Origin of the sequence: Streptomyces sp. MB09-02B (assembly GCF_033794485.1) — a bacterium.
In the GTDB taxonomy this organism is placed as follows: Bacteria; Actinomycetota; Actinomycetes; order Streptomycetales; family Streptomycetaceae; genus Streptomyces.
On record NZ_JARGEE010000017.1, the window covers coordinates 14,463 to 34,008 of the forward strand.

Annotated in this window: 19 protein-coding genes and 3 pseudogenes; 7 read left to right on the forward strand and 15 right to left on the reverse strand. The window is 68.5% G+C overall.

All coding sequences use genetic code 11. From position 1 onward, the window contains the following. The first annotated feature begins 12 nt into the window (after window positions 1–12). The 3 genes from P1P70_RS04675 (at window position 13) to P1P70_RS04685 (ending at window position 2,522) form a co-directional block, all read left to right on the forward strand. Window positions 13–924, forward strand: a complete 912-nt coding sequence (locus P1P70_RS04675) for a sugar ABC transporter permease (RefSeq protein ID WP_319234823.1) — start codon at window positions 13–15, stop codon at window positions 922–924. 82 nt (window positions 925–1,006) lie between these two features. Continuing rightward, on the forward strand, window positions 1,007–1,834 hold the full coding sequence (locus P1P70_RS04680; protein ID WP_319234825.1) for a carbohydrate ABC transporter permease: 828 nt from the start codon (window positions 1,007–1,009) through the stop codon (window positions 1,832–1,834). 394 nt (window positions 1,835–2,228) lie between these two features. After that, window positions 2,229–2,522, forward strand: a complete 294-nt coding sequence (locus tag P1P70_RS04685) for a transposase (RefSeq protein ID WP_319234827.1) — start codon at window positions 2,229–2,231, stop codon at window positions 2,520–2,522. A 153-nt stretch (window positions 2,523–2,675) separates the two neighbouring features. Here the strand turns inward: P1P70_RS04685 and P1P70_RS04690 are convergent, their stop codons facing one another. From P1P70_RS04690 to P1P70_RS04730, 9 genes are all read right to left on the reverse strand, one after another. Further along, complete coding sequence (locus P1P70_RS04690) at window positions 2,676–3,935, reverse strand: FAD-dependent oxidoreductase (RefSeq protein ID WP_319234829.1); 1,260 nt, start codon at window positions 3,933–3,935, stop codon at window positions 2,676–2,678. Window positions 3,936–4,178: 243 nt separating this feature from the next. Continuing rightward, window positions 4,179–4,814, reverse strand: coding sequence for a CoA transferase subunit B (locus P1P70_RS04695; protein WP_319234831.1), 636 nt, complete (start codon window positions 4,812–4,814; stop codon window positions 4,179–4,181). Then, entirely contained in the window at window positions 4,814–5,596 is a 783-nt protein-coding gene (locus P1P70_RS04700; protein ID WP_319234833.1) for a CoA transferase subunit A, read from the reverse strand. Before P1P70_RS04700 ends, P1P70_RS04695 begins: the two co-directional genes overlap by 1 nt. Window positions 5,597–5,952: 356 nt before the next feature. Further along, window positions 5,953–6,918, reverse strand: coding sequence for a fumarylacetoacetate hydrolase family protein (locus P1P70_RS04705; RefSeq protein ID WP_319234835.1), 966 nt, complete (start codon window positions 6,916–6,918; stop codon window positions 5,953–5,955). A gap of 92 nt (window positions 6,919–7,010) precedes the next feature. Beyond that, window positions 7,011–7,949: a VOC family protein gene (locus tag P1P70_RS04710; protein WP_319234837.1), complete on the reverse strand. Its 939-nt coding sequence runs from the start codon at window positions 7,947–7,949 to the stop codon at window positions 7,011–7,013. Between the two features lie 51 nt (window positions 7,950–8,000). Beyond that, complete coding sequence (locus P1P70_RS04715) at window positions 8,001–9,020, reverse strand: amidohydrolase family protein (protein ID WP_319234839.1); 1,020 nt, start codon at window positions 9,018–9,020, stop codon at window positions 8,001–8,003. Next, entirely contained in the window at window positions 9,017–10,156 is a 1,140-nt protein-coding gene (locus P1P70_RS04720; protein ID WP_319234841.1) for an FAD-dependent oxidoreductase, read from the reverse strand. The genes P1P70_RS04715 and P1P70_RS04720 overlap by 4 nt, the downstream gene beginning before the upstream one ends. 113 nt (window positions 10,157–10,269) lie before the next feature. Next, complete coding sequence (locus P1P70_RS04725; RefSeq protein ID WP_319234843.1) at window positions 10,270–11,241, reverse strand: cyclase family protein; 972 nt, start codon at window positions 11,239–11,241, stop codon at window positions 10,270–10,272. Further along, on the reverse strand, window positions 11,238–12,242 hold the full coding sequence (locus tag P1P70_RS04730) for a fumarylacetoacetate hydrolase family protein (protein ID WP_319234845.1): 1,005 nt from the start codon (window positions 12,240–12,242) through the stop codon (window positions 11,238–11,240). The genes P1P70_RS04725 and P1P70_RS04730 overlap by 4 nt, the downstream gene beginning before the upstream one ends. Before the next feature lie 129 nt (window positions 12,243–12,371). On the opposite strand from P1P70_RS04730, the gene P1P70_RS04735 reads away from it, so the two are divergent. Next, a complete protein-coding gene (locus P1P70_RS04735; RefSeq protein WP_319234863.1) occupies window positions 12,372–13,352 on the forward strand; it encodes a LysR family transcriptional regulator in 981 nt (326 codons plus the stop codon). Window positions 13,353–13,499: 147 nt separating this feature from the next. Here the strand turns inward: P1P70_RS04735 and P1P70_RS04740 are convergent, their stop codons facing one another. Then, a complete protein-coding gene (locus P1P70_RS04740) occupies window positions 13,500–13,841 on the reverse strand; it encodes a substrate-binding domain-containing protein (RefSeq protein WP_319234865.1) in 342 nt (113 codons plus the stop codon). A gap of 221 nt (window positions 13,842–14,062) precedes the next feature. Then, on the reverse strand, window positions 14,063–14,617 hold the full coding sequence (locus tag P1P70_RS04745; RefSeq protein WP_319234847.1) for a QsdR family transcriptional regulator: 555 nt from the start codon (window positions 14,615–14,617) through the stop codon (window positions 14,063–14,065). Between the two features lie 82 nt (window positions 14,618–14,699). Here P1P70_RS04745 and P1P70_RS04750 point away from each other — a divergent pair, with 82 nt between their 5' ends. Further along, window positions 14,700–15,650 carry a DUF1295 domain-containing protein gene (locus tag P1P70_RS04750; RefSeq protein ID WP_319234848.1) on the forward strand — a complete coding sequence of 317 codons (951 nt, stop codon included), beginning with the start codon at window positions 14,700–14,702 and terminating at the stop codon, window positions 15,648–15,650. A 36-nt stretch (window positions 15,651–15,686) separates the two neighbouring features. Here P1P70_RS04750 and P1P70_RS04755 read toward each other — a convergent pair whose 3' ends face one another. Both P1P70_RS04755 and P1P70_RS04760 read right to left on the reverse strand, forming a co-directional pair. Beyond that, window positions 15,687–15,881, reverse strand: coding sequence for a ferredoxin (locus tag P1P70_RS04755; protein WP_319234850.1), 195 nt, complete (start codon window positions 15,879–15,881; stop codon window positions 15,687–15,689). Between the two features lies 1 nt (window position 15,882). After that, window positions 15,883–16,379: pseudogene (locus tag P1P70_RS04760) on the reverse strand (fumarylacetoacetate hydrolase family protein). 129 nt (window positions 16,380–16,508) lie between these two features. Between P1P70_RS04760 and P1P70_RS04765 the strand changes: the two are divergent. Continuing rightward, window positions 16,509–17,413, forward strand: a pseudogene (locus P1P70_RS04765) (LysR family transcriptional regulator); the annotation flags it as partial. Window positions 17,414–17,765: 352 nt separating this feature from the next. On the opposite strand, the pseudogene P1P70_RS04770 reads toward P1P70_RS04765, so the two are convergent. Further along, window positions 17,766–18,010 (reverse strand): annotated as a pseudogene (locus P1P70_RS04770) (hypothetical protein); the annotation flags it as partial. 132 nt (window positions 18,011–18,142) lie between these two features. On the opposite strand from P1P70_RS04770, the gene P1P70_RS04775 reads away from it, so the two are divergent. After that, window positions 18,143–18,337 (forward strand): hypothetical protein, encoded by a 195-nt coding sequence (locus P1P70_RS04775; RefSeq protein ID WP_319234852.1) that lies wholly within the window; start codon window positions 18,143–18,145, stop codon window positions 18,335–18,337. Between the two features lie 108 nt (window positions 18,338–18,445). On the opposite strand, the gene P1P70_RS04780 is transcribed toward P1P70_RS04775, so the two are convergent. Beyond that, window positions 18,446–19,465, reverse strand: coding sequence for a LacI family DNA-binding transcriptional regulator (locus tag P1P70_RS04780; protein ID WP_319234867.1), 1,020 nt, complete (start codon window positions 19,463–19,465; stop codon window positions 18,446–18,448). Window positions 19,466–19,546: the final 81 nt, after the last annotated feature.

A 19,546-nucleotide genomic window follows, 5' to 3' on the forward strand; every position in this document is an offset into this window, starting at 1 on the left:
AACCCGAGGACGATGACTGTGCTCCGCAGCCCCCTCAGCCAGGCGGCCAGAAAAGAAGAACGGACCGCATGGGTCTTCCTGTTGCCGTGGTTCGTCGGCATAGCCGGCGTCACGCTCGGCCCGATGATCGCCTCGCTGTACTTCTCGATGACGGACTACAACCTGCTGAGCTCTCCCGAGTGGGTGGGCTTCGAGAACTACAGCAAGATGCTCGACGACCCCCGATTGCGCACATCCCTGGGCGTGACCTTCGCCTACGTCGCCCTGAGCGTTCCGTTGCTGCTGGCGGTCGCCCTCGCCCTGGCGATGATCCTCAACCGGGGCATCAAGGGGCTGGCGTTCTACCGGTCCGTCTACTACCTGCCCTCGCTCCTCGGCGCCTCGGTCGCCGTGGGCATCCTGTGGCGACAGGTCTTCGGCACCGACGGCCTGGTGAACAAGTTCCTCGGTCTCTTCGGCATCGACGGGCCCGGCTGGATCTCCAACCCGGACACCGCGCTGTACAGCCTCGTCGTCCTGCACGTGTGGACCTTCGGCTCCTCCATGGTGATCTTCCTGGCCGGTCTGCGGCAGATCCCCGAGCAGTACTACGAAGCCGCCGCCCTCGACGGCGCCGGCCGCTGGCACCAGTTCCGGCACGTCACCGTGCCGCTGCTCACGCCGATCATCTTCTTCAACCTCGTTCTCCAGGTCATCAGCTCCTTCCAGTCCTTCACCCAGGCGTTCGTTGTCAGCGGGGGGACGGGAGGTCCTTCGGACTCGACCCTCTTCTACTCGCTGTACCTGTACGAGGAGGGCTTCGGCCGACTCCACATGGGCTACGCCTCGGCCATGGCGTGGCTGCTCGTGGTGATCGTCGGCGCCCTGACCGCAATCAATTTCTACTTCAGCAAGAGATGGGTGTTCTACGGTGACGGTAAGTGAGATGACACTCCTGAAGGCCGAAGACACTCCTTCGCCTGCTCCAACTCCTGCGCCTGCTCCCGCCGCGCAGCGCCGTAGGCGGGTGGCTCGGATACGCGCGCTCATCAAGCACGTCGTGCTGATCGCCTTCGGCCTCGTGATGGTCTACCCGCTGTTGTGGATGATCGCCAGCTCGATCAAACCGGACGCTCTCATCTTCCGTGAGCCCTCCCTGCTGCCCACGGAGACCGACTTCGGGCACTACTCCGACGGCTGGAACGCGCTGTCGCACCCGTTCGGGGCGTACCTGATGAACTCGGCGATCGTCGTCCTGGGGGCACTGCTCGGCAACTTGGTCAGCTGCTCCATGGCGGCCTACGCCTTCGCGCGGCTGAAGTTCCGCGGGCGGGCGTTCTTCTTCGGCATGATGATGCTGACTCTGATGGTGCCGATCTACGTACTCATCATTCCGCAGTATGTGATGTTCTCGGAGATCGGATGGGTGAACACGTTTCTCCCGCTGATCGTTCCCAAGTTCCTCGCCACGGACGCATTCTTCATCTTCCTGATGATCCAGTTCTTCCGGAGTCTGCCCACCGAGCTGGACGAGGCAGCCAAGATCGACGGAGCCGGGTACTGGCGTATCTACTTCCAAATTCTGCTGCCCATCTCGTTGCCGGCCCTGGCCACCACCGCCATCTTCACCTTCATCTGGACGTGGAACGACTTCCTCAGCCAGTTGATCTACCTGACCAAGCCGGAACTGCAGACGGCACCCGTGGCCCTGCGCAACTACGTCGACGCCACCAGCGGGGCTTCATGGGGATCGCTGTTCGCGATGTCCGTCATCACGCTGATCCCGGTCTTCATCGTCTTCCTCGTCGGCCAGCGCTACCTCGTCAAGGGAATCGCCACCACGGGAATGAAGTAGCTCTGTGTCGACGACGGCTGAAGAGTGGTTCTGGATCACTTTCAGTGCCGGGGCCACGGAGGGTCACCACAAGCGCGATCATGAACGGTCGTGGGTGATGTGTTCCTCCAGGACCTGAGGTTCCACCAGATCGAAGGTGTAGTGATCGAAAACGCAGTGGTCGACGGCGAGTTGGTGGTCGTGCGGGCCCGCGCATCGGCGGAGCGGGCCGCATGTCCCGCCTGCGGGACGGTGTCGGGCCGGGTGCACAGCCGATACGTGCGCCACCTTTCCGATACTCCGGTCGCCGGGCGTCCCGTGTCGCTCGAGTTACAGGTCCGGCGGCTCCGCTGCCGTGACCGCGACTGCCGACAGGCCACGTTCGTCGAGCAGGTCGACGGACTCACTTTCCGGCATGGGAGGCGAAGCCCCCGGGCTGCAGACGGTGCTGCAACAGGTAGGGGTGATGCTGGCTGGCCGGGCCGGCGCCCGTTTGGCGAACGCGCTCGCGGTCCGGGCGAGCCGGTCGACGCTCCTGCGGCTGATACGTCGTCTGCCGGAGCCCGAAGTGCACACTCCACGGGTGCTCGGGGTGGATGAGTTCGCTCTGCGCAAGGGACACAACTACGGCACGATCCTGGTGGACATCGACACGCACCGTCCCATCGATCTGCTGCCCGACCGGACCACGCCGACGGTGGTCGCCTGACTCGCCGGCCATCCCGGCGTCGAGCTGATCTGCCGTGACCGGTCCACCGCATATGCCGAGGCCGGACGGCTCGGCGCCCCGGACGCGATTCACGTCGCGGACCGGTGGCCACATCTTCCGCGCGCCCCGCCGGGCGCGGTCCCAGCCACGAGGTCACGGAGTGGTGCCGTGCGCCTCGCCGAGGCCGAGGAGTGCGGTGAAGCGGGCTTCGGCCCGGTCGATCTCCTCGAGCTGAGTGAGGATCGAACTGGGGGTGGAGTCACCGACCACCTTCTGCATCAGTGGGGTGCGGTCCAGGATCACGTCCCGGATCGGTTGCAGAGCGCGCGGCGCGTGATGGAAGACCTGCCCGAGGGCATAGGCGTGCTGGGACTGCCGGGCGGTGTGCGGCTTGCGGGGGGCCTCGAAGGCGTCGAGTGCCCGGCGGACAGCGGCGTAGTCGCTCAGGTCCACCCCTGCCAGGCGGCGGCCGATGAAATAGCCGTCCTCGGTGGCCATGCCGGCGCCGTACCCCGCGTACGGGGAGGTGGGGTGCGCGGCGTCGCCGACGAGAGTGGCGCGGCCCTTGGACCACTGCTTCAGCGGCTTGCGGTCGCGGATCACCCAGCGCTGAACGTGCGCGGGGTCGGTCGCGGCGATCAGCTGGGGGAGCGGACGGGCGAAGTCCTGGCCGAGGCCGGTCGCGTTCGAGTGCAGGTCCCCCGAGAACTCCCGCCTTGCGTCGAACGCTTCGAGTATCCACCACTGGTGGCCGTCACGTCCCTTGTCGCGGATGGCGGTCCAGCTGCCCTGCACAGTGCGGGTGTGAGAGAGAACGCACATCCCGGGCTCGGTCTCGACGCTCTCGTCGAAGGTGTAGCCGCCGAAGATGTGCAGGTTGTGCTCGCGCTTGGGGCTGTCGCCCCACAGAGTGCGGCGGACCAGGGAATCGATGCCGTCCGCGCCGATCACGAGGTCCGCCTCGTGGACTCGTCCGTCCGCGAGGTGCAGTCGAACACCGTTCTCGTCCTGCTCGATGCGCTCCACTGTGTGGTTGACCTGCAGGACACCCTTGGGCAGCGCGTCGAGCAGCCTCTCGTACAGCTCGGGGCGCAGCAGGCCGATGAAGCCGCCGCCGTAGTCGCGGACAACCTGCTCAGGAAGGGCCGCGCGGACCCGGCGGCGGCCGCGGGCGTTGCGGAACTCGGACGTACAGGGCGCACCCAGGTCCTCGGTGTTCACTCCGAGCAGCCCGAGTGCCTTGATGGGGGGCGGCCACAGGTTGAGGATGTTGCCGGCGGGTCTGGCGTGCGGGTAGCGCTCGAACAGCACGACGTCGTGGCCGGCCTGGTGGACGGAGAGTGCGGCGGCCATGCCGCCGGGCCCGGCGCCGATGACGGCGACGCGGCCGCGCTGGGCGGGAAGCTTCTTCATGGTGGGTTCCTCAGCCTTGGTCGTCGTTGACCTGGTAGATGGTGAGGGAGGGCTTGTCCCATACACGCTCGGTGCCCGGCCAGCTGCCAGTCATTGCGAGCATGTGTACCTCTGTGAACAGGGATGGCCGCGGCGGAAATCGCGGTGCATCCACGGTTGAAACTGCCACCCGATTCCGGTCGATGCCTTTGGCGTCGGTGAAGTCGGCGAACCGAACTGGTTGGTGCTATCGGTTGTCGTGCCTCAAGCGGCGGTGCGCAGTTTCGCGGCGGTGGCGGCGGTGATGTCGTGGTGGGTGACGCCGGGGGCGGTTTCGACAAGGACCAGGCCGTTGTCGGTGACGTCGATGACGCCCAGGTCGGTGATGACGCGGTGGACGCAGGCCTGGCCCGTGAGGGGCAGGGTGCACTCGTCGAGGATCTTGGGGCTGCCGTCCTTGGCGATGTGATCCATGAGGACGATGACGCGGCGGGCGCCGTGAACGAGGTCCATGGCACCGCCCATGCCCTTGATCATCTTTCCGGGGATCATCCAGTTGGCGAGGTCGCCGGTCGCGGAGACCTGCATGGCACCGAGCACGGCGGTGTCGATGTGGCCGCCGCGGATCATTCCGAAGGACAGGGCGGAGTCGAAGAAGGCTGCTCCCGGGAGCACCGTGACGGTTTCCTTGCCGGCGTTGATGAGGTCGGGGTCGACGTCGCCTTCAGTGGGGTAGGGCCCGGTGCCGAGGATGCCGTTCTCGGAGTGGAGGACGACATGGACGCCCGGCGGGAGGTGTCCGGGTATGAGGGTGGGCAGGCCGATGCCGAGGTTGACGTAGGAGCCGTCGGTGAGTTCGGCGGCGGCGCGGGCGGCCATCTGGTCGCGGGTCCAGGGCATCAGCTGTGCACCGTCTCTCGTGCCTGGGGCGCGGAAATCGTACGCCGTTCGATCAGTTTGTCGGCGGCCTGCGCGGGCGTGAGGGCGACGACCCGCTGGACGAAGACGCCCGGCAGATGGATCGCGTCGGGGGGCAGCTCGCCGGGCTCAACGAGTTCCTCGACCTCGGCGATCGTGATGCGGCCGGCCATGGCGGCCAGCGGGTTGAAGTTGGCGGCGGCCTTGTTGAAGACCAGGTTGCCGTGAGTGTCGCCGCGCCAGGCGCGGACGAGCGCGAAGTCGGTGGTGATGCCGTGTTCGAGGACATGCGCGCGGCCGCCGAAGGAGCGCTTCTCCTTGGAGGGGGAAGCGAGGGCGATGCTGCCGTCCGCCGCGTAACGCCAGGGCAGGCCGCCGTCAGCGACCTGGGTGCCCACGCCTGCCGGTGTGTAGAAGGCCGGGATGCCGGCCCCGCCGGCCCGTAGCCGCTCGGCCAGGGTGCCCTGCGGTACGAGTTCGACCTCCAGCTCGCCGCTGAGGTACTGGCGGGCGAACTCCTTGTTCTCGCCGACGTAACTGCCGGTCACACGGCTGATACGGCCGGCGGCCAGTAGGAGGCCGAGTCCCTGGCCGTCTACGCCGCAGTTGTTGGAGACGACCTTCAGGCCGGTGGCGCCCTGGACGTGCAGGGCGCCGATGAGGGTGGCCGGTATGCCGGACAGGCCGAAGCCGCCAACGGCGAGCGAGGCACCGTCGCAGATGTCGGCGACCGCCTCGGCGGCGCTCGCGCTGACCTTGTTCACGTGCGGGTCCTTTCAGCCGGAGGTCGGCCGGGGGCGAACGGAGGAGCCGGGCAGAGCGCAGTCGCCCAGCCGCCGTCGAGGCTGGCGCCGGTGAAGTACGAGGCCTCGTCAGGAGGGCCGGTCCGGCGGAGTGGGATGTGGCGGCCGACGGCGCGCATCGGGGTGGTCATCGGCGAGCACGTCGCCGCGCGTGGCCCTCGGCGCCGATCATTCTCGGGGTGACGTAGTGGGCCGGGTGCCTGTGTCACATCGGTGGCGGTCGGCTCCCGCCCGGGCCGGCGCCTCGACCGTGCCCTGCCCGTGCACGGCCCCGGTGATGACGACCTTGTCGGCCGGCCTGCTCTCCGCCGCGCGGTTCACGGGCGCGTGCGTGGGCGTGTACGGGCGCGAGGGACGGCCACCGGTTCGGCACCGGGTACCACGGTGTTGGAGACGGTGCCGATGCCCTCGACGGTGAGGGTGACGGTGTCGCCGGGCTTGAGCGGCGGCGGGTCCTGGCGGCCGCGCACGCCCCAGAGCTCCGCGAGGCAGCCGCCGTTGCCGCAGGTGCCGGAGCCGAGTACGTCGCCGGGGCGGACCCAGGTGCCGCGGGAGGCGTAGGCGGTCATGTCCTCGAAGGTCCAGCTCATGTTGGACAGCAGGTCCTTGCCGACGACCTCGCCGTTGATCTCGGCGGTCAGCGACAGGCGCAGGAAGCCGTCGCTGTCGCGGTAGGGCTCCAGCTCGTCCGCGGTGACGAGGTAGGGGCCGAGGGTGGTGGCGGTGTCCTTGCCCTTGCAGGGGCCGAGGCTGACCTGCATCTCGCGGGACTGGAGGTCGCGTGCGGACCAGTCGTTGTAGATGGTGTAGCCGATGATGTGGTCGCGGGCCTGCTCGGGGGTGAGGTCCCGGCCTTCGCGGCCGATGACCGCGGCGACTTCGAGTTCGAAGTCCATTGCCTGGCTGCCGGGCGGCACGGGGACGTCCTCGTGAGCGCCGATGACCGCGTAGGGGTTGGTGAAGTAGAAGGTGGGCGCGTCGTACCAGGCGTCCGGGGCGCCCGAGATTCCGTCGATGTTTCGCCGTACGCCCTCGACGTGCTCCTCGAACGTGATGAAGTCGCGTACGGACGGCGGTTGGAGCGGCGGCAGCAGTCGCACCTGGGAGACGTGCGGGCCGCGCGGCACGTCCAGGCTTGCGTTGCCCGCCTCGCGCAGTGCCTCGGGACCGGCCTGGATCAGGTCGAGAAGCGTCCCCGTGCCGGGGCAAGGGTAGAGGGTGCCGTCGTCCTCGACGGTGGCGAGACGGCTGCGGCCGTGCTGTTCGTACGTGGCGAAACGCATGGCATTCCTAGGGAGCTGGGAGGGTTGACACAGGTCGGGGGCCCGGCGGCATGGCAGGCGGGGGAGTGCGCCGAGCCCCCGGGGTCAAGCGGTCAGACCGGCGGAGCGACGAAGACGCCGCGGTCGACGTCGTTGAGCATTTCCTTGGCGACCATCTCGTTCATCGGGTTGGACGTGCCCCACTGGTCGCCGTTCTCGGGCTTCGTCAGGTCGTAGATGTGCGGGTGCCAGGTGTCCTCGTCCAGCTTTTCGAGCTCGGTGGTGTACTCCACGGTGTTGCCGTGCGGGTCGAGGAAGTACGTGAAGGTGTTGTCGCCCGCCATGTGCCGCCCCGGGCCCCAGATCTTGCGGGCGCCGGAGCGCATCACGCGGCCGGAGCCGCGCATGTACTCGTCGATGCCGCGCATCTCGAAGGAGAGGTGCTGCAGGGAGGTGTGCGGACCGCTGGCGATGGCCATGGAGTGGTGCTGGTTGCTGATCCGCATGAAGTGCATGACGTCGCCCATGTGCGGCAAGGCCATCGTGTCGGACAGCCGGAAGTCGAGGTGCTGCTCGTACCAGGCGCGGGTGGCGTTGATATTGGGGGAGTTCAGGACGACGTGCGAGAGACGGACCGGGATGGACTCCTTCTCCTCGATACGACGGTGCCGGCGTGCCTCGACGTCGGCCGAGACCTCGATGGTGCGGCCGTCGATGTCGAAGAAGCGGAAGCCGTAGCCGCCGCCGGGGGTGTCGATCTTGCCCGGCTGGGAGATCAACTGCACTCCACCCGCGAGGAGTTGCTCGGCGAGTGCGTCCACGTCGGCGGGGTTCGCCGCGCCGTAGGAGATGAGGTCGAGGCGCTTCTCCTCGGCCTTGCGCAGCCGGACGATGTACTGCTCGGGGGAGCCCTCGGCGGCCAGGAAGGAGATGCCGGAGTCCTCGGCGACCTTGGTCAGGCCCCAGACGCCGGCGTAGAAGTCGAGCTGCTTGTCGTAGTCCGGCACGGCCAGGTCGACGTGCCGCAGGTGGGTGAGCAGACGTGTGCTCATGGTGGGGGTTCTCCTCTGTGCGGTTCGGACGGTTCAGACGGTGCGGACGCTTCAGACAAGGCGGAGCAGCGCTGCCGCGTTGCCGCCGCGTACGGCGTGGAAGTGGGGGGCGGGCAGGTCCGTGACATCGCGCAGCGCGCCGAGCGGGTCGTCGGTGCCCATGTCGAAGGGGAAGTCGGAGCCGAGCAGTACCCGGTCGGGGCCGGCCACCCGGATCAGCTCGCGCAGGACATCCGGGTCGTGGACGAGGGAGTCGAAGTACAGCTGCTTGAGGTAGCTGCTGGGCGGGTGCGCGCAGCCGCGGGTGTCGGTGCGGGCGAGCCAGGCGTGGTCGGAGCGGCCGATGTGGGTGGGCAGATAGCCGCCGCCGTGGGCGGCGACGATGCGCAACCCCGGGTGCCTGTCCAGGACCCCGGAGAAGATCAGATGGGACAGGGCGACGGCGTTCTCGGTCGGCTGGCCGACGGTGTTGGACAGGTACCAGCGGTTGAGGCGCTCGTCGAGCGTGCAGCCGAAGGGGTGCAGGAAGAGGATCGCGCCGGTTTCCTCGGCCCGTGTCCAGAACGGTTCGTACGCGGGGTCCGACAGTTCGCGTCCCGGCGCGTGGCTCGATATCTCGACACCGCGTAGGCCCAGGCCGAGGGCATGTTCGAGGGCCTCGACGGCGAGGCCCGGGTGCTGGAGCGGGACGAGGCCGAGGCCGTGCAGCCGTTCCGGGTCCTGGGCGACGTGCGCGGCGGTGCCCTCGTTGGCCAGTTCCCACACCGTACGGGCCAGGTCCTCGTCGGCCCAGTAGTGGTAGTGCGACGGAGAGGGCGAGACCAACTGGACGTCGACCCCGGAGGCGTCCATCGCGGCGAGCCGGGCCTTGACGTCGGTCAGCCTCGGGAAGCGGTCCCGGAACATCGGGCCGCTGACGGCGATGGCCTCGGGGCCGTTGCGGCGGGCGTCGAGATCGCGGGCCGCGGCCAGCCCGGAGTGTCCGGCGACGGCGTCCTCGACCTGAGGGAGCAGGACGTGCGCGTGGACGTCGATCGTGGGTGCGCCGTTCTGGGGACTCACGGGGTTCACGGGGTCTCCTTCAGGACGGACATCGTGCGGCCCATCAGACCGGGTGCGTCGGCGTCACGGACGCCGTCCAGCTGCCACTGACCGAGTTGCACGGATGCCTCGACCACCATGCGGACACGGTCGATCCGGCGTTCGTAGAAGCCGGTCAGGAGAGCGTCCAGGGAATCCCAGTCCTGCTCCGCGGTCAGCATCTCGGCCAGTACGGAGGCGTCCTCCAGCGACATGGCCGCGCCCTGGGCGAGCGTGGGAGGACAGACATGGGCCGCGTCACCGATCAGGACGACCCGCCCGCGGTGCCAGGAGCCCTCGACGAGCAGCCGGTCGAACCAGGTGTAGTTGACCTTGGCGGGGTCGGTGATGCTCGCGGCGATCTCCGGCCACGCACCCCCGTAGGGCGCGGCCAGCCGCCGCATCTCGTCCGCGTACGAGGCCGGGTCGATGGAGGCGCGGTCGCGGTTGGCCTCGACGAGGTAGGCGTAGATGGTGTTCTTGCTGGTGGGGCAGTAGCCGGCGATGTAGCACGGTCCGCCGTAGGACAGGTCCATACGCTCCACGCGCTCGGGGCGGGGCACGGGGACGCGCCAGATGGCCATGCCGGTCGGTTCGGGTTTGTCGCTGATGCCGATCATCGCGCGCGTGTGGGAGCTGACGCCGTCGGCGGCGATGACGAGGTCGTAGCGGCCCTCGGTGCCGTCGCTGAACCGGGCGGTGACGCCGGACGCGTCCTGGACCAGTTCCTCGGCGGTGGTGCCCAGGCGTATCGCCGCGCCGCTCTCGAGGACGGCCTCACACAGAATCTCCTGGAGCCGGGGCCGCTGCATGCCGAAGATCGGGGGCAGGTCGTCCCCACCGGTGCGGATGTCCTGCTGGACATGGAACACGGTCCCGTCGGGCGCGGCCAGGCCGACGGCGTCGACGGCGTAGCCGCTCTCCCGGACCTTGTCCCATACGCCCACTTCGCGCAGCACGCGCAGCGCGTTGCCCTGGAGGGTGATGCCGGAGCCGAGCACGTTCCAGTCGGGCTTGGCCTCGATCAGTTCCACGGCGATGCCCGCCCGCCGCAGCAGCACGGTCACGGCGTTGCCGGACGCGCCGCCGCCTATGACGAGGACGGTGCGGGGACGAGGGCCATTCATGGGTTCTCCCTGAGAAGGTGCCGCGCGACTTCGAGCGGCAGAGGGGGTGTTGCGGGCCGGGCTGGCGAGGGTGCGTAGCCGTCCTGGCGCGGCCCGCCCGGCCGTCCAGGGCGTTACTTGACGGCGATGGGATTGACCGGTGAGCCGACCGACCCGGTGATGGGCAGTGGCGCGGCGGTGAGCCAGAACTCGTACCGGCCGTCGGCGGCGCAATGTGCGGCGAGGGCGTCGAGGTCCCACATCTCCCCGATGAGCAGACCGATGTGAGGGATGGCGACCTGGTGCAGCGGCTGGAAGGCGTGTTCGAACTCGTTGGGCCGCACCTCGAAACCCCAGGTGTCGGTGGCGATCCCGGCGATCTCGCTCCGGTGCAGCCAGCCGGCCGTACTGAAGCTCAACCCGGGTGCCGGCCCGCCCGCGTAGTCGCCCCAGCCTTCGTGACGGGCGCGGGCCAGCCGCCCGGTGCGCACGAGGACCAGGTCGCCACGACCGACGGTCACGCCGTGCGCCTCGGCGGTTGCGGTCAGGTGCTCCTCGGCGATGGCGAAGCCGTCGGGAAGTTCGCCGTCCTGACCGACGACCAGACCCACGTCGAGGAGGACGCCCCGCCCGGCCACGTGCGGAGCCATGTGCTCGATGCCGGTGACCAGGTCGCCTTCGGAGGTGACGACCTTCTCCGCCGGGCGGCCGTTCCACGCCTTGCCGTGATCGAAGATGTGCCCGAGCCCGTCCCACTGGGTGGAGCACTGCAGGGGCATGGCGATCACGTCGTCGGCGCCACCGAAACCGTGCGGAAAGCCCTGGCCGCCCAGAGCGGCGTCGGTGCCGGTGGCGAGCATCGTGTGCACCGGGTTCGTACGCCGCCGCCAGCCCTTCTGCGGGCCGTCCATGTCGAAGGCCTGTGACAAGGAGAAGCTGACTCCGTCGCGGATCAGGGCCGCGCCCTCGCGGCGCTTGGCCTCGTCGAGGAAGTTGAGCGTGCCGAGCACGTCGTCCTTACCCCAGCGGCCCCAGTTCGAGTACGCCTTCGCGGCCTCGGCGATCGCCGCCTCGGGATCCGTACGGTCGATATGGGCGGGGCTCATTGCTCTTTCTCCGCGACACAGCGGGTGCGCTGGGCGCCGAGTCCGGTGACCGAGCCGTCCATCACGTCGCCGTCGCGCAGCAGCCGGCCCCAGTGGATGCCGTTGCCGGCCGGGCTGCCGGTCAGAACCAGGTCGCCGGGAAGTAGTTGGGCGGTCTGGGAGATGTAGGAGATCAACCGTGCGACACCGAAGACCATGTCCTTGGTGGACTCGTCCTGCATGGCCTCACCGTTGAGTTTCAGGGTGACCTGCAGGTCGGAGGTGTCGGCGATGGAGCCGGCCGGGACGATCCACGGGCCGAGCGGGGTGAAGCCGGGGGCGTTCTTGCTGCGCAGCCAGTCGGTGCCGATCGGGGGCATGTCCCGGCGGAAGACGGTCGCGCGGTCGGTGAGGTCGTTGGCGATGGTGTAGCCCGCGACGTACTCCAGCGCCTCGTCCACGGTGACCCGGTAGGCGGGGCGGGAGATCACCGCGGCCAGTTCCAGCTCCCAGTCGGGCTTCTCGGCCCAGGTGGGAAGTACCACGTCGTCGTAGGGGCCGCTGATCGTGGTCGGCAGGCCGATGAAGACGTACGGGAGGTCCTCGGCGGCCCGCTTGTCCATGACCGCCGCGACCTGGGCGCGGGCCTCCTCGATGGTGCCCGGGGCGTCGGGGGCGCGGTGTGCGACCGCCAGGTCGATCACGTGCTGGCGGTAGTTGGCGCCGGACTGGAAGATCTGGCGGGGCTCGACGGGCGCGTGCACCGTCAGGTCCGCCAGCGGTCGCCAGTCGCGCGTCGGGTCCCCGGCGAGGGTGTGCAGCCGCGGCAGCTCCTCGTCCCAGCGCTCCAGGAGCGCTAGCGTGGTCAGCGCGGGTTCGTCCAGTGCCGTGCGCAGGTCGAGCGCTCGGCCGTCCGGCGTCACGAGGCTCGGGAACCTGGTCTCGCCCGGTGCCGAAAGGGTGCCGATGGCGAACGGTCCGGAGAAGGGGGTGAAGGGTGCCGACGTGGCTGCGGATGTCACGGAGATTTCCTCCCGATTGCGGTGCCACTAATCTGGCCCAGTAGATTGCAATCAGGGAAATCGATTTCCTGTATATGAGAATCCAGCCGGTGAATACCGATGGTGCCGGCTCCGGAATTGGGATGCTTCGTGAACTTGGCCAGCCTGGACCTCAACCTCGTCGTTGCCCTGCGCGCCCTCCTGCAGGAGCGCAACGTCACCAGAGCCGGCCAGTGCATCGGGCTCAGTCAACCCGCGATGAGCGCGGCCCTGGCCCGGCTGCGCCGCCACTTCGACGACGACCTGCTCGCCCGGGTGGGCGGAGGGTACGAGCTGACCGCCCTCGGGCAGGCCCTCCTCAACCGAACCACCACCGCTTGCGACCTGCTGGAGCGCGTCTTCGCCAGTCAGGCCGAATTCGATCCCTCCCGCGAGGACCATGAGTTCACGCTGATCGCCTCCGACTACGCGGTTGCCGTTCTCGGCGCCGAACTCGCCCGCACCATCCAAACCGAGGCACCAGGCATCCGGCTCAGGTTCAAGCAGGTACCGAATGAAATCATCGACAGTACCGGGTCGCTGCTCAGCACCGTGGACGGGCTACTGCTGCCCCACGGCATCATTCGCGGCTTCCCCACGGTCGAGCTCTACCAGGACAGCTGGGTCTTCCTCGTCGCCGACGACAACCCCGAGGTCGGCGAGCAGCTCACCCTCGACGACCTGGCCCGACTGCCATGGGTGACGTACCAACGAGCCTACGACGCCCCCGCCGCCCGCCAGATCGCCACGCTCGGCATCGAGCCGCGCGTGGCTGTCTCCGTCGACAGTTTCCAGCTGATGCCACTCCTGGTCGCGGGCACCCGCCGGGTAGCTCTCCTTCAGCGGCGTCTCGCCGACGAGCTGGACGGACTCGCACACGTCCGCATCATGGAACCGCCCTATGACGCCGTGCCGATCCAGCAGGCCTTGTGGTGGCATCCGGTCCACATGCACGACGCGGCGCACATGTGGCTGCGGGAGACGATGGCCCGGGTCGCCGAGATGATGGAGTCCGGTCGGCCTGCATCGGCAAAAGACACCGCCGAGCCACGGCCGACGCCGAATGGCGGCCGCCGCGTGGAGCCGGTTTGAGTAGTTGCTGCTGCTCTGGCTGGAAAAGGTTCGCCGGCCGGTTCCGTACCGGCGGTGACGATCGCTGCTTGAGCCGCGTGTATCGGCTCGCGCCCCGGGATGGGCGTGCAGGTAGTCCCGGAAGATCCGCTTGTTCCGACTCCGCAGTCAGGGAGGAGGGCCGCTGCTGCCCCGTGCAACCAGTTCGGGCTCCCGCGCGACCAAGGTTCCTGTTCTCGGCTCGCCCTCGATCTGGGCGACAAGGAGTTCCAGCGCGCGACGCCCGGCCTCGCCGAAGTCCTGCCGCACCGTGGTCGACGGAGGCCATACGTATTCGGCCTCGGGGATGTTGTCGTAGCCGAGCAGGCTGACGTCGTCCGGCACGTCGCGGCCCGCCTCGCGGAGGGCACGCAGTACCCCGAGGGCCGTCTGGTCGTTGGCGGCGAAGAAACGGCGGTGACATCGGGTAGCCGTCAGGGCAGGAGGGTGCGGTGGCGGAGGAGGTCGAATCCGGCGAGTCCATGCATTTGTTTCACTCGGTAAGTTTCACGTCGTAGTCCTTGCCCGGTTTCAGCAGGGCGGCGAAGCCGCCTATGAGATCGGCGAGTGCGGTCGTCGCCGGGCAGGCCGCGGCGATCTGCCACCGAGCCCGCAGATGGCGGGTACTTCCGGTCCGTCCGTATCCGGCCTGGCTCGACAGCGCACGCGTGGTCGAGCGTCAGGTCGGCCGGTCAGCGTAGGAGTCTGCGGATGATGGTGGTGGCGGCGCTGATGTCGGTGGGCTGCCCGGTGAGGAGCTCGCGGTAATAGAAGGACTCGGCGACCCGGACGACGGCGTAGGCGAGGGTCGGGGCGTCGATGTCGTCGGGTTCGCCGATCTCGGACTGGATGAGCCGGCTGACGGTCTCGACTATGCGGTCCTGGATGACGCCGTCACGCGAGGTCATCACCCGTAGTGCGGTGTCGGGGTGTTCGGCGACGAACCGACGCATGGCCGGCAGTTGTGCGCTGGTGGTCAGCATGGCGTGCACGAGGTCGGCGACCTTGTCGGCGCCTTGCCCGCGGCTCCGGGGGTAGATGTGGGCGAACTCGGTTGTGGCGATCGCCCAGATCGCCTCGCCGATCAGGCGGTCGCGGTCGCCGTAACGCCGATACAGGGTGGCGCGGCCGATGCCAACATCGGCAGCCAGCGCCCGTGCGTCGATCCAGCCGTCCCGCAGGAACATCGCGACCGCAGCGCGCAGCACCGGCTCGTCCGGGGGCAGCGGAGGTGGAACCTCTTGCATTTGAGACATCACCGTCCTAGTGTCTCACTCCTATCTGGCGAGACACGTGTGTATCAGTGTCTCACTCTTGGAGGGAGTCACCGTGGCCACAGTGAGGCGGACAATGCCGTTCGCGATCTATGTCGTGATGTTCGCGGCCCTTGCACTTCAGGGCGACCTCACGGGGTTCATGGTCTGCAACCTGCTTGTGCAACTCGCCGTCTTCGTCGTGGGTGCGTGCTTGCCGGCCCATCGCACCGGGTTCATGTCCTACGTGGATGTGGCCTGGCCGTGGGGCCTGGCCCTGATCGGGGTGCAGGTCCTGGCGTTCGGCGGTCTGGACTCGCCTGTGGCTGTCGCCACTGCGGCGATCTACCTGCTGATGGGCATGCGTATGGGCGCCTGGGCGCTGCGTTTCATGGTGTTCAAGCGGTTGCCTGGTGAGTTGCCGCGGTACCAGTACCAGCGGCGCCGTTGGGAGCGGGACGGGTTCCGCAACGAGAAGGTGTCGCTCCAGGTCGAGATCATGGTCCAGTGCGGCGCCAACATCGCTGTGCTCGCGGTCCCGGCCGCGCTCGCCACCGTGCGCACGGCCGGCCTCGATGTCGTGAGTGTCGCGGCGATCGCGCTGTGGGCGGTGTTCTGGGTCCTCGAATCGGTGGCGGACCTGCAGAAGGCCCGTTTCGCCGACCGTACCCGACGAGACGGTGTGCGCCGCACCTGCGACATCGGGCTGTGGCGCTACAGCCGTCACCCCAACTACTTCGGTCAGTGGATGCAGTGGAACAGTCTCATCCTGTTGTCGCTGCCCGCGCTGATCGACCGCTGGCCACACCATCACATCGTCTTCGGCCTGCTCACGGCCCTCGCCCTGGCCTGGATCTCCTGGACCACGTACCACATGCTCGTGCACTACACCGGCGCCGTTCCCGCCGAGTATTTCAGCCGGCAACGACGCCCCGACTACATGCGCTATCAGCGCGTCACCAACCGGTTCTTTCCCGGGCCCCGACGGACCAGTAGCCCTCGGTACGCAGGCTCTGCGCGGCCGTGACCGCGGCGATGGACCCACCGACCACGACGATCCGTTTCACGGCTGCACCTTCAACGCCGCGACGGGACATACCCGAACGGCGGCCGCGACGTAAGTCTCGTGCTCCGCGTCCACCTCCTCACGCGTCAGGTGCAACTCGCCCTCGTCGTCGAGCCGGAACACCTCGGGCGCGGTCTGTTCGCACAACCCGTGGCCCTCGCAGCGGTCGAAGTCGACCACGATCCGGGTCATCTCACTGTCCTTCCATGCGTACGGTGACGGAAAGCGAAGTCGCGGCGGTCGCACCGCCGGTCTGGTTCCAGGCCTGCCGGCTTCCGCTGAGCCCGGTGACCGAGCCGTCCATCACGTCGCCGTCGCGCAGCAGTCGGCCCGAGTGGATGCCGTTGCCGGCCGGGCTGCCGGTGAGGATCAGGTCGCCGGGAAGCAGTTGGCGTTCTGGGAGATGTACGCGACCAACTGTGCGACGTCGAGACCATGTCCTTGGCCGACTCGTCCTGCATGGTCTCGCCGTTGAGTTTCAGGGGTGGCCTGTAGGTCGGAGGGGTCGGGGATGGAGTCGGCCGGGACGATCCACGGGCCGAGCGGGGTGAAGCCGGGGGCGTTCTCGATGCGCAGCCAGTCCGGCGCCACGAGGCCCGGCCACCGGGCCTCGCCCGGTGCCGAAAGGGCGCCGATGACGAACGGTCCGGAGATGGGGTTGAAGGGCGCCGACACGGCAGCGGATTCCACGGAGATGTCCTCCCGAATGCGGTGCCACTAATTTGGCCCGTAACTTATGATCTGGGAAATCGATTCCCTGGATATCTGAATCCAAGTGAGAAATACCCACACGCTTCCGCCCCGGCACTGGGACGCTTCGTGAATCTGGCAAGCCTCGACCTCAACCTCGTCGTCGCCCTGCGCGCTCTCTTGGAGGGCGCAACGTCACCAATGCCGGCCGCGCATCGGGCACAGTCGGCCCGCCATGAGCGCCGCCCTGGTACGGCTGCGCCGCCACTTCGGCGACGACCTGCTCTCCCGGGGCCTGCGGACGCTACGAACTGACCGCCCTCGGCCTGGTCCTCCTCGACCGCACCGCCACCGCCTGCGGCCTGCTGGAGCGCGTCTTCACCAGCCAGGCCGATTTCGACCCCCACTCGCGAGGAACATGAGTTCACTCTGATCTCCTCCGACCACGCGGTGGCCGTCTTCGGCGCCGAACTCGCCCGCGCCACCCACGCCGAGGCACCAGGCATCCGACTCCGGTTCAAACAGGCACCGACGGAAATCATCGACAACACCGGGGGACTGCTGAGCACCGCCGACGGCCTGTTGATGCCACAGGGCATCATCAGCGGCTTCCCCACGGTCGAGCTCTACCGGGACAGCTGGGTCTACGTCGTCGCCGACGGCAACCCCGAGGTCGGCGAACACCCCACCCTCGACGATCTGGCCCGACTGCTGTGGGTCACGTAACAGCGCACCTACGACGCACCCGCCGCCCGCCAGATCGGTATGCCAGGCATCGAGCCGCACGTCGAGGTCTCCGTCGACAGCTTCCAGCTGATGCCTCCTCCGGGTCGCAGGCACTCGCGGGGTGGCCCTCATCCAGGGACGTCTGGCCGAGCGGCGGGACGGACTCGTCCCCGTTCGCGTCATGGAACCGCCCTAGGACGCCGTACCGCTCCAGGAAGCCCTGTGGTGGCAACCCGGTGCACACGCACGACGCGGCGCACATCTGGCTGCGCGAGACGGCGGCCCGGGTCGCCGAGGCTGTGGAGGCCGGGCGACCCACATCTCTGTTCCGCCGAGTTGAGGATGGGCTGGGCTCTTCAACAGACACCGTCACGATGCCTGCTCCTGGTCGCCTCGGTGATGTGGCCGGCGTAGGTGGTCAGGCAGAAGACCGCGACACCCGGTACAGCCCCTCCCACCTGGGCGGATGAGTTATTCGGGCAAGGGCAGGGTTCCTTGTTGGATCACGTTGAACCGAAAGCTCCCGATCACGTCGTGACTACACACCGCAACCACGTGACGGCAACCAAGCGCAACCTGCCCCGGCACCATGTGCTCCATACTGGTTGGCACGCTGGTCACCGACAGCGACGGTCGGCTCAGGACGGGCCGTCGACCAAGAGGTAGCGCACGGCCATCTCGCCGAGTTCGGCAACGAAGGCGCCATCCCTGGGCGCCGATCCGGTCGAACCCCGTCGCTCGATGCGCACCCATGTGTCGCGGTCCGTCCGAGACCCGACGGTCCGGCGCTTGCGCACTACCGTCTCTCGGTCGAGACGCACCTGCAGCGACCGCTCTACACGGTCCAGCACTCTGTCCAGCGATTCCCTGCGTAGATCAACAGCGCGAGGCGCGGGCAGTGTCATATGAGGGACCGCAGCAAGCATGCGGCCCCGGATCCGACGTCTCCGGGGCGCATCGCTCGGCCTGGATGCGCGTATCCACAACGTCGCTACAGATACGCGTTTCCGCTCTCGGGGCTACGCCGCCAATGACTCGTGGATGACGTGGGTGGTGCCGTCGGAGAAGGTCCGCCACTTCTCCCAGTCGCTCTTCTCGGCGACGAACTCGTCGAGGACAGCGTCATGGTCGCCAGGATCGGCGGCGTAGACGGGAACGCTCTCCGTGTGAGGGACGGGCGGTTCGTCGTGGGTGGGCTGATCGGGTTCGCCAGCGTCTGGAGGCCCGAGTGAGGTGACCGCGTGGCGATCTGGCGTTCGGTGTCGGTCATGGGTGCGGGTCCGGGGCGTACGGCGTCGCCGTGAAGGCGTCCACGGGCCGCGGGCGGCTGCCGCAGGATCTCAGCCCCGGCCGTCGGCCCGCGGCCGTGGCAGACGCCGTGTGCTGCCCCGTAGGACAACGCTCGTGGAGACCTGCACGATCCGCGAGGCGTCGTCGTCGGACAGCGCGAGCTCCATCGCGCGGAGCCCGAGCTGCCGCAGAGGTACGGTCACGGTGGTCAGCTCCGGGACGACGTCCACCGCTGGGCCGATGTCGTCGAAGCCGGCGACGGCGACGTCCTGGCCGGGGACCAGTCCGGCGTCGCGGAATGCCGTCATCGCACCGATCGCCATGACGTCGCTGACGGCGAAGACGAGTTCCGTGCCGTCCAGGCCCCGACGGACCAGCTCACGGGCGGCCGCACACCCGCCTCGGCGGCTGAACTCGGCTTCCACCACGCGGTGTTCGTCGATGTCGATGTCGAACTCGCGCAGGCCGTCCATGAATCCATCGCACCGGTCACGGGACGTCCTGAGTCCCCCGCCCGCGCACACCACCGCGAACCGTCGGTAGCCGAGGCCTGCCAACGCGCGGGCAAGCTGCCGCGCCCCGCCGTAGTTGTCGATGCTGACGGTGCGGAACGGCAGATCGTGCTGGCTTATCAGGACCACGCTGCCGCCGGCATCCCGGTAGGCGTAGAACTCCTCGACGAGAGCGTCGCGGGTGTCGCTGCCGTCGATGCGGCTGCCGGTCAGGATGATGGCGCGGGGCCGCATGCCGCGCAGCGTCCTGACGATCTGGAGTTCCCGCTCGGGGGAGCGGCCCGCGACCGCCATGGTCACGATGAGTCCGGCCGCCTCCGCCGCCTGCGTCACACCTGCCGCGATGGAGGAGAAGTACGGGTCGTCGACACCGCTGACGACCAGAGCGACGGTGTTCGTCGATCCCCGCGCGATCGCCTGGGCGGACAGGTGCGGCGCGTAGCCCAGTTCCGCGGCCGCGGCGAGCACACGGGCGGCGTTCCCCTGCCGGACGTTGCGGATGCTGCCGTTGAGCACGCGCGACGCCGTCGCCTGCGAGACGCCCGCGGCCCGGGCCACATCACGCAAGGTTGCCTGGCGCTCCCCGGCTACGGCCGCCCCGCGCCGTGGCGGAGACGCTGCCGGCCCATCTTCCATGCC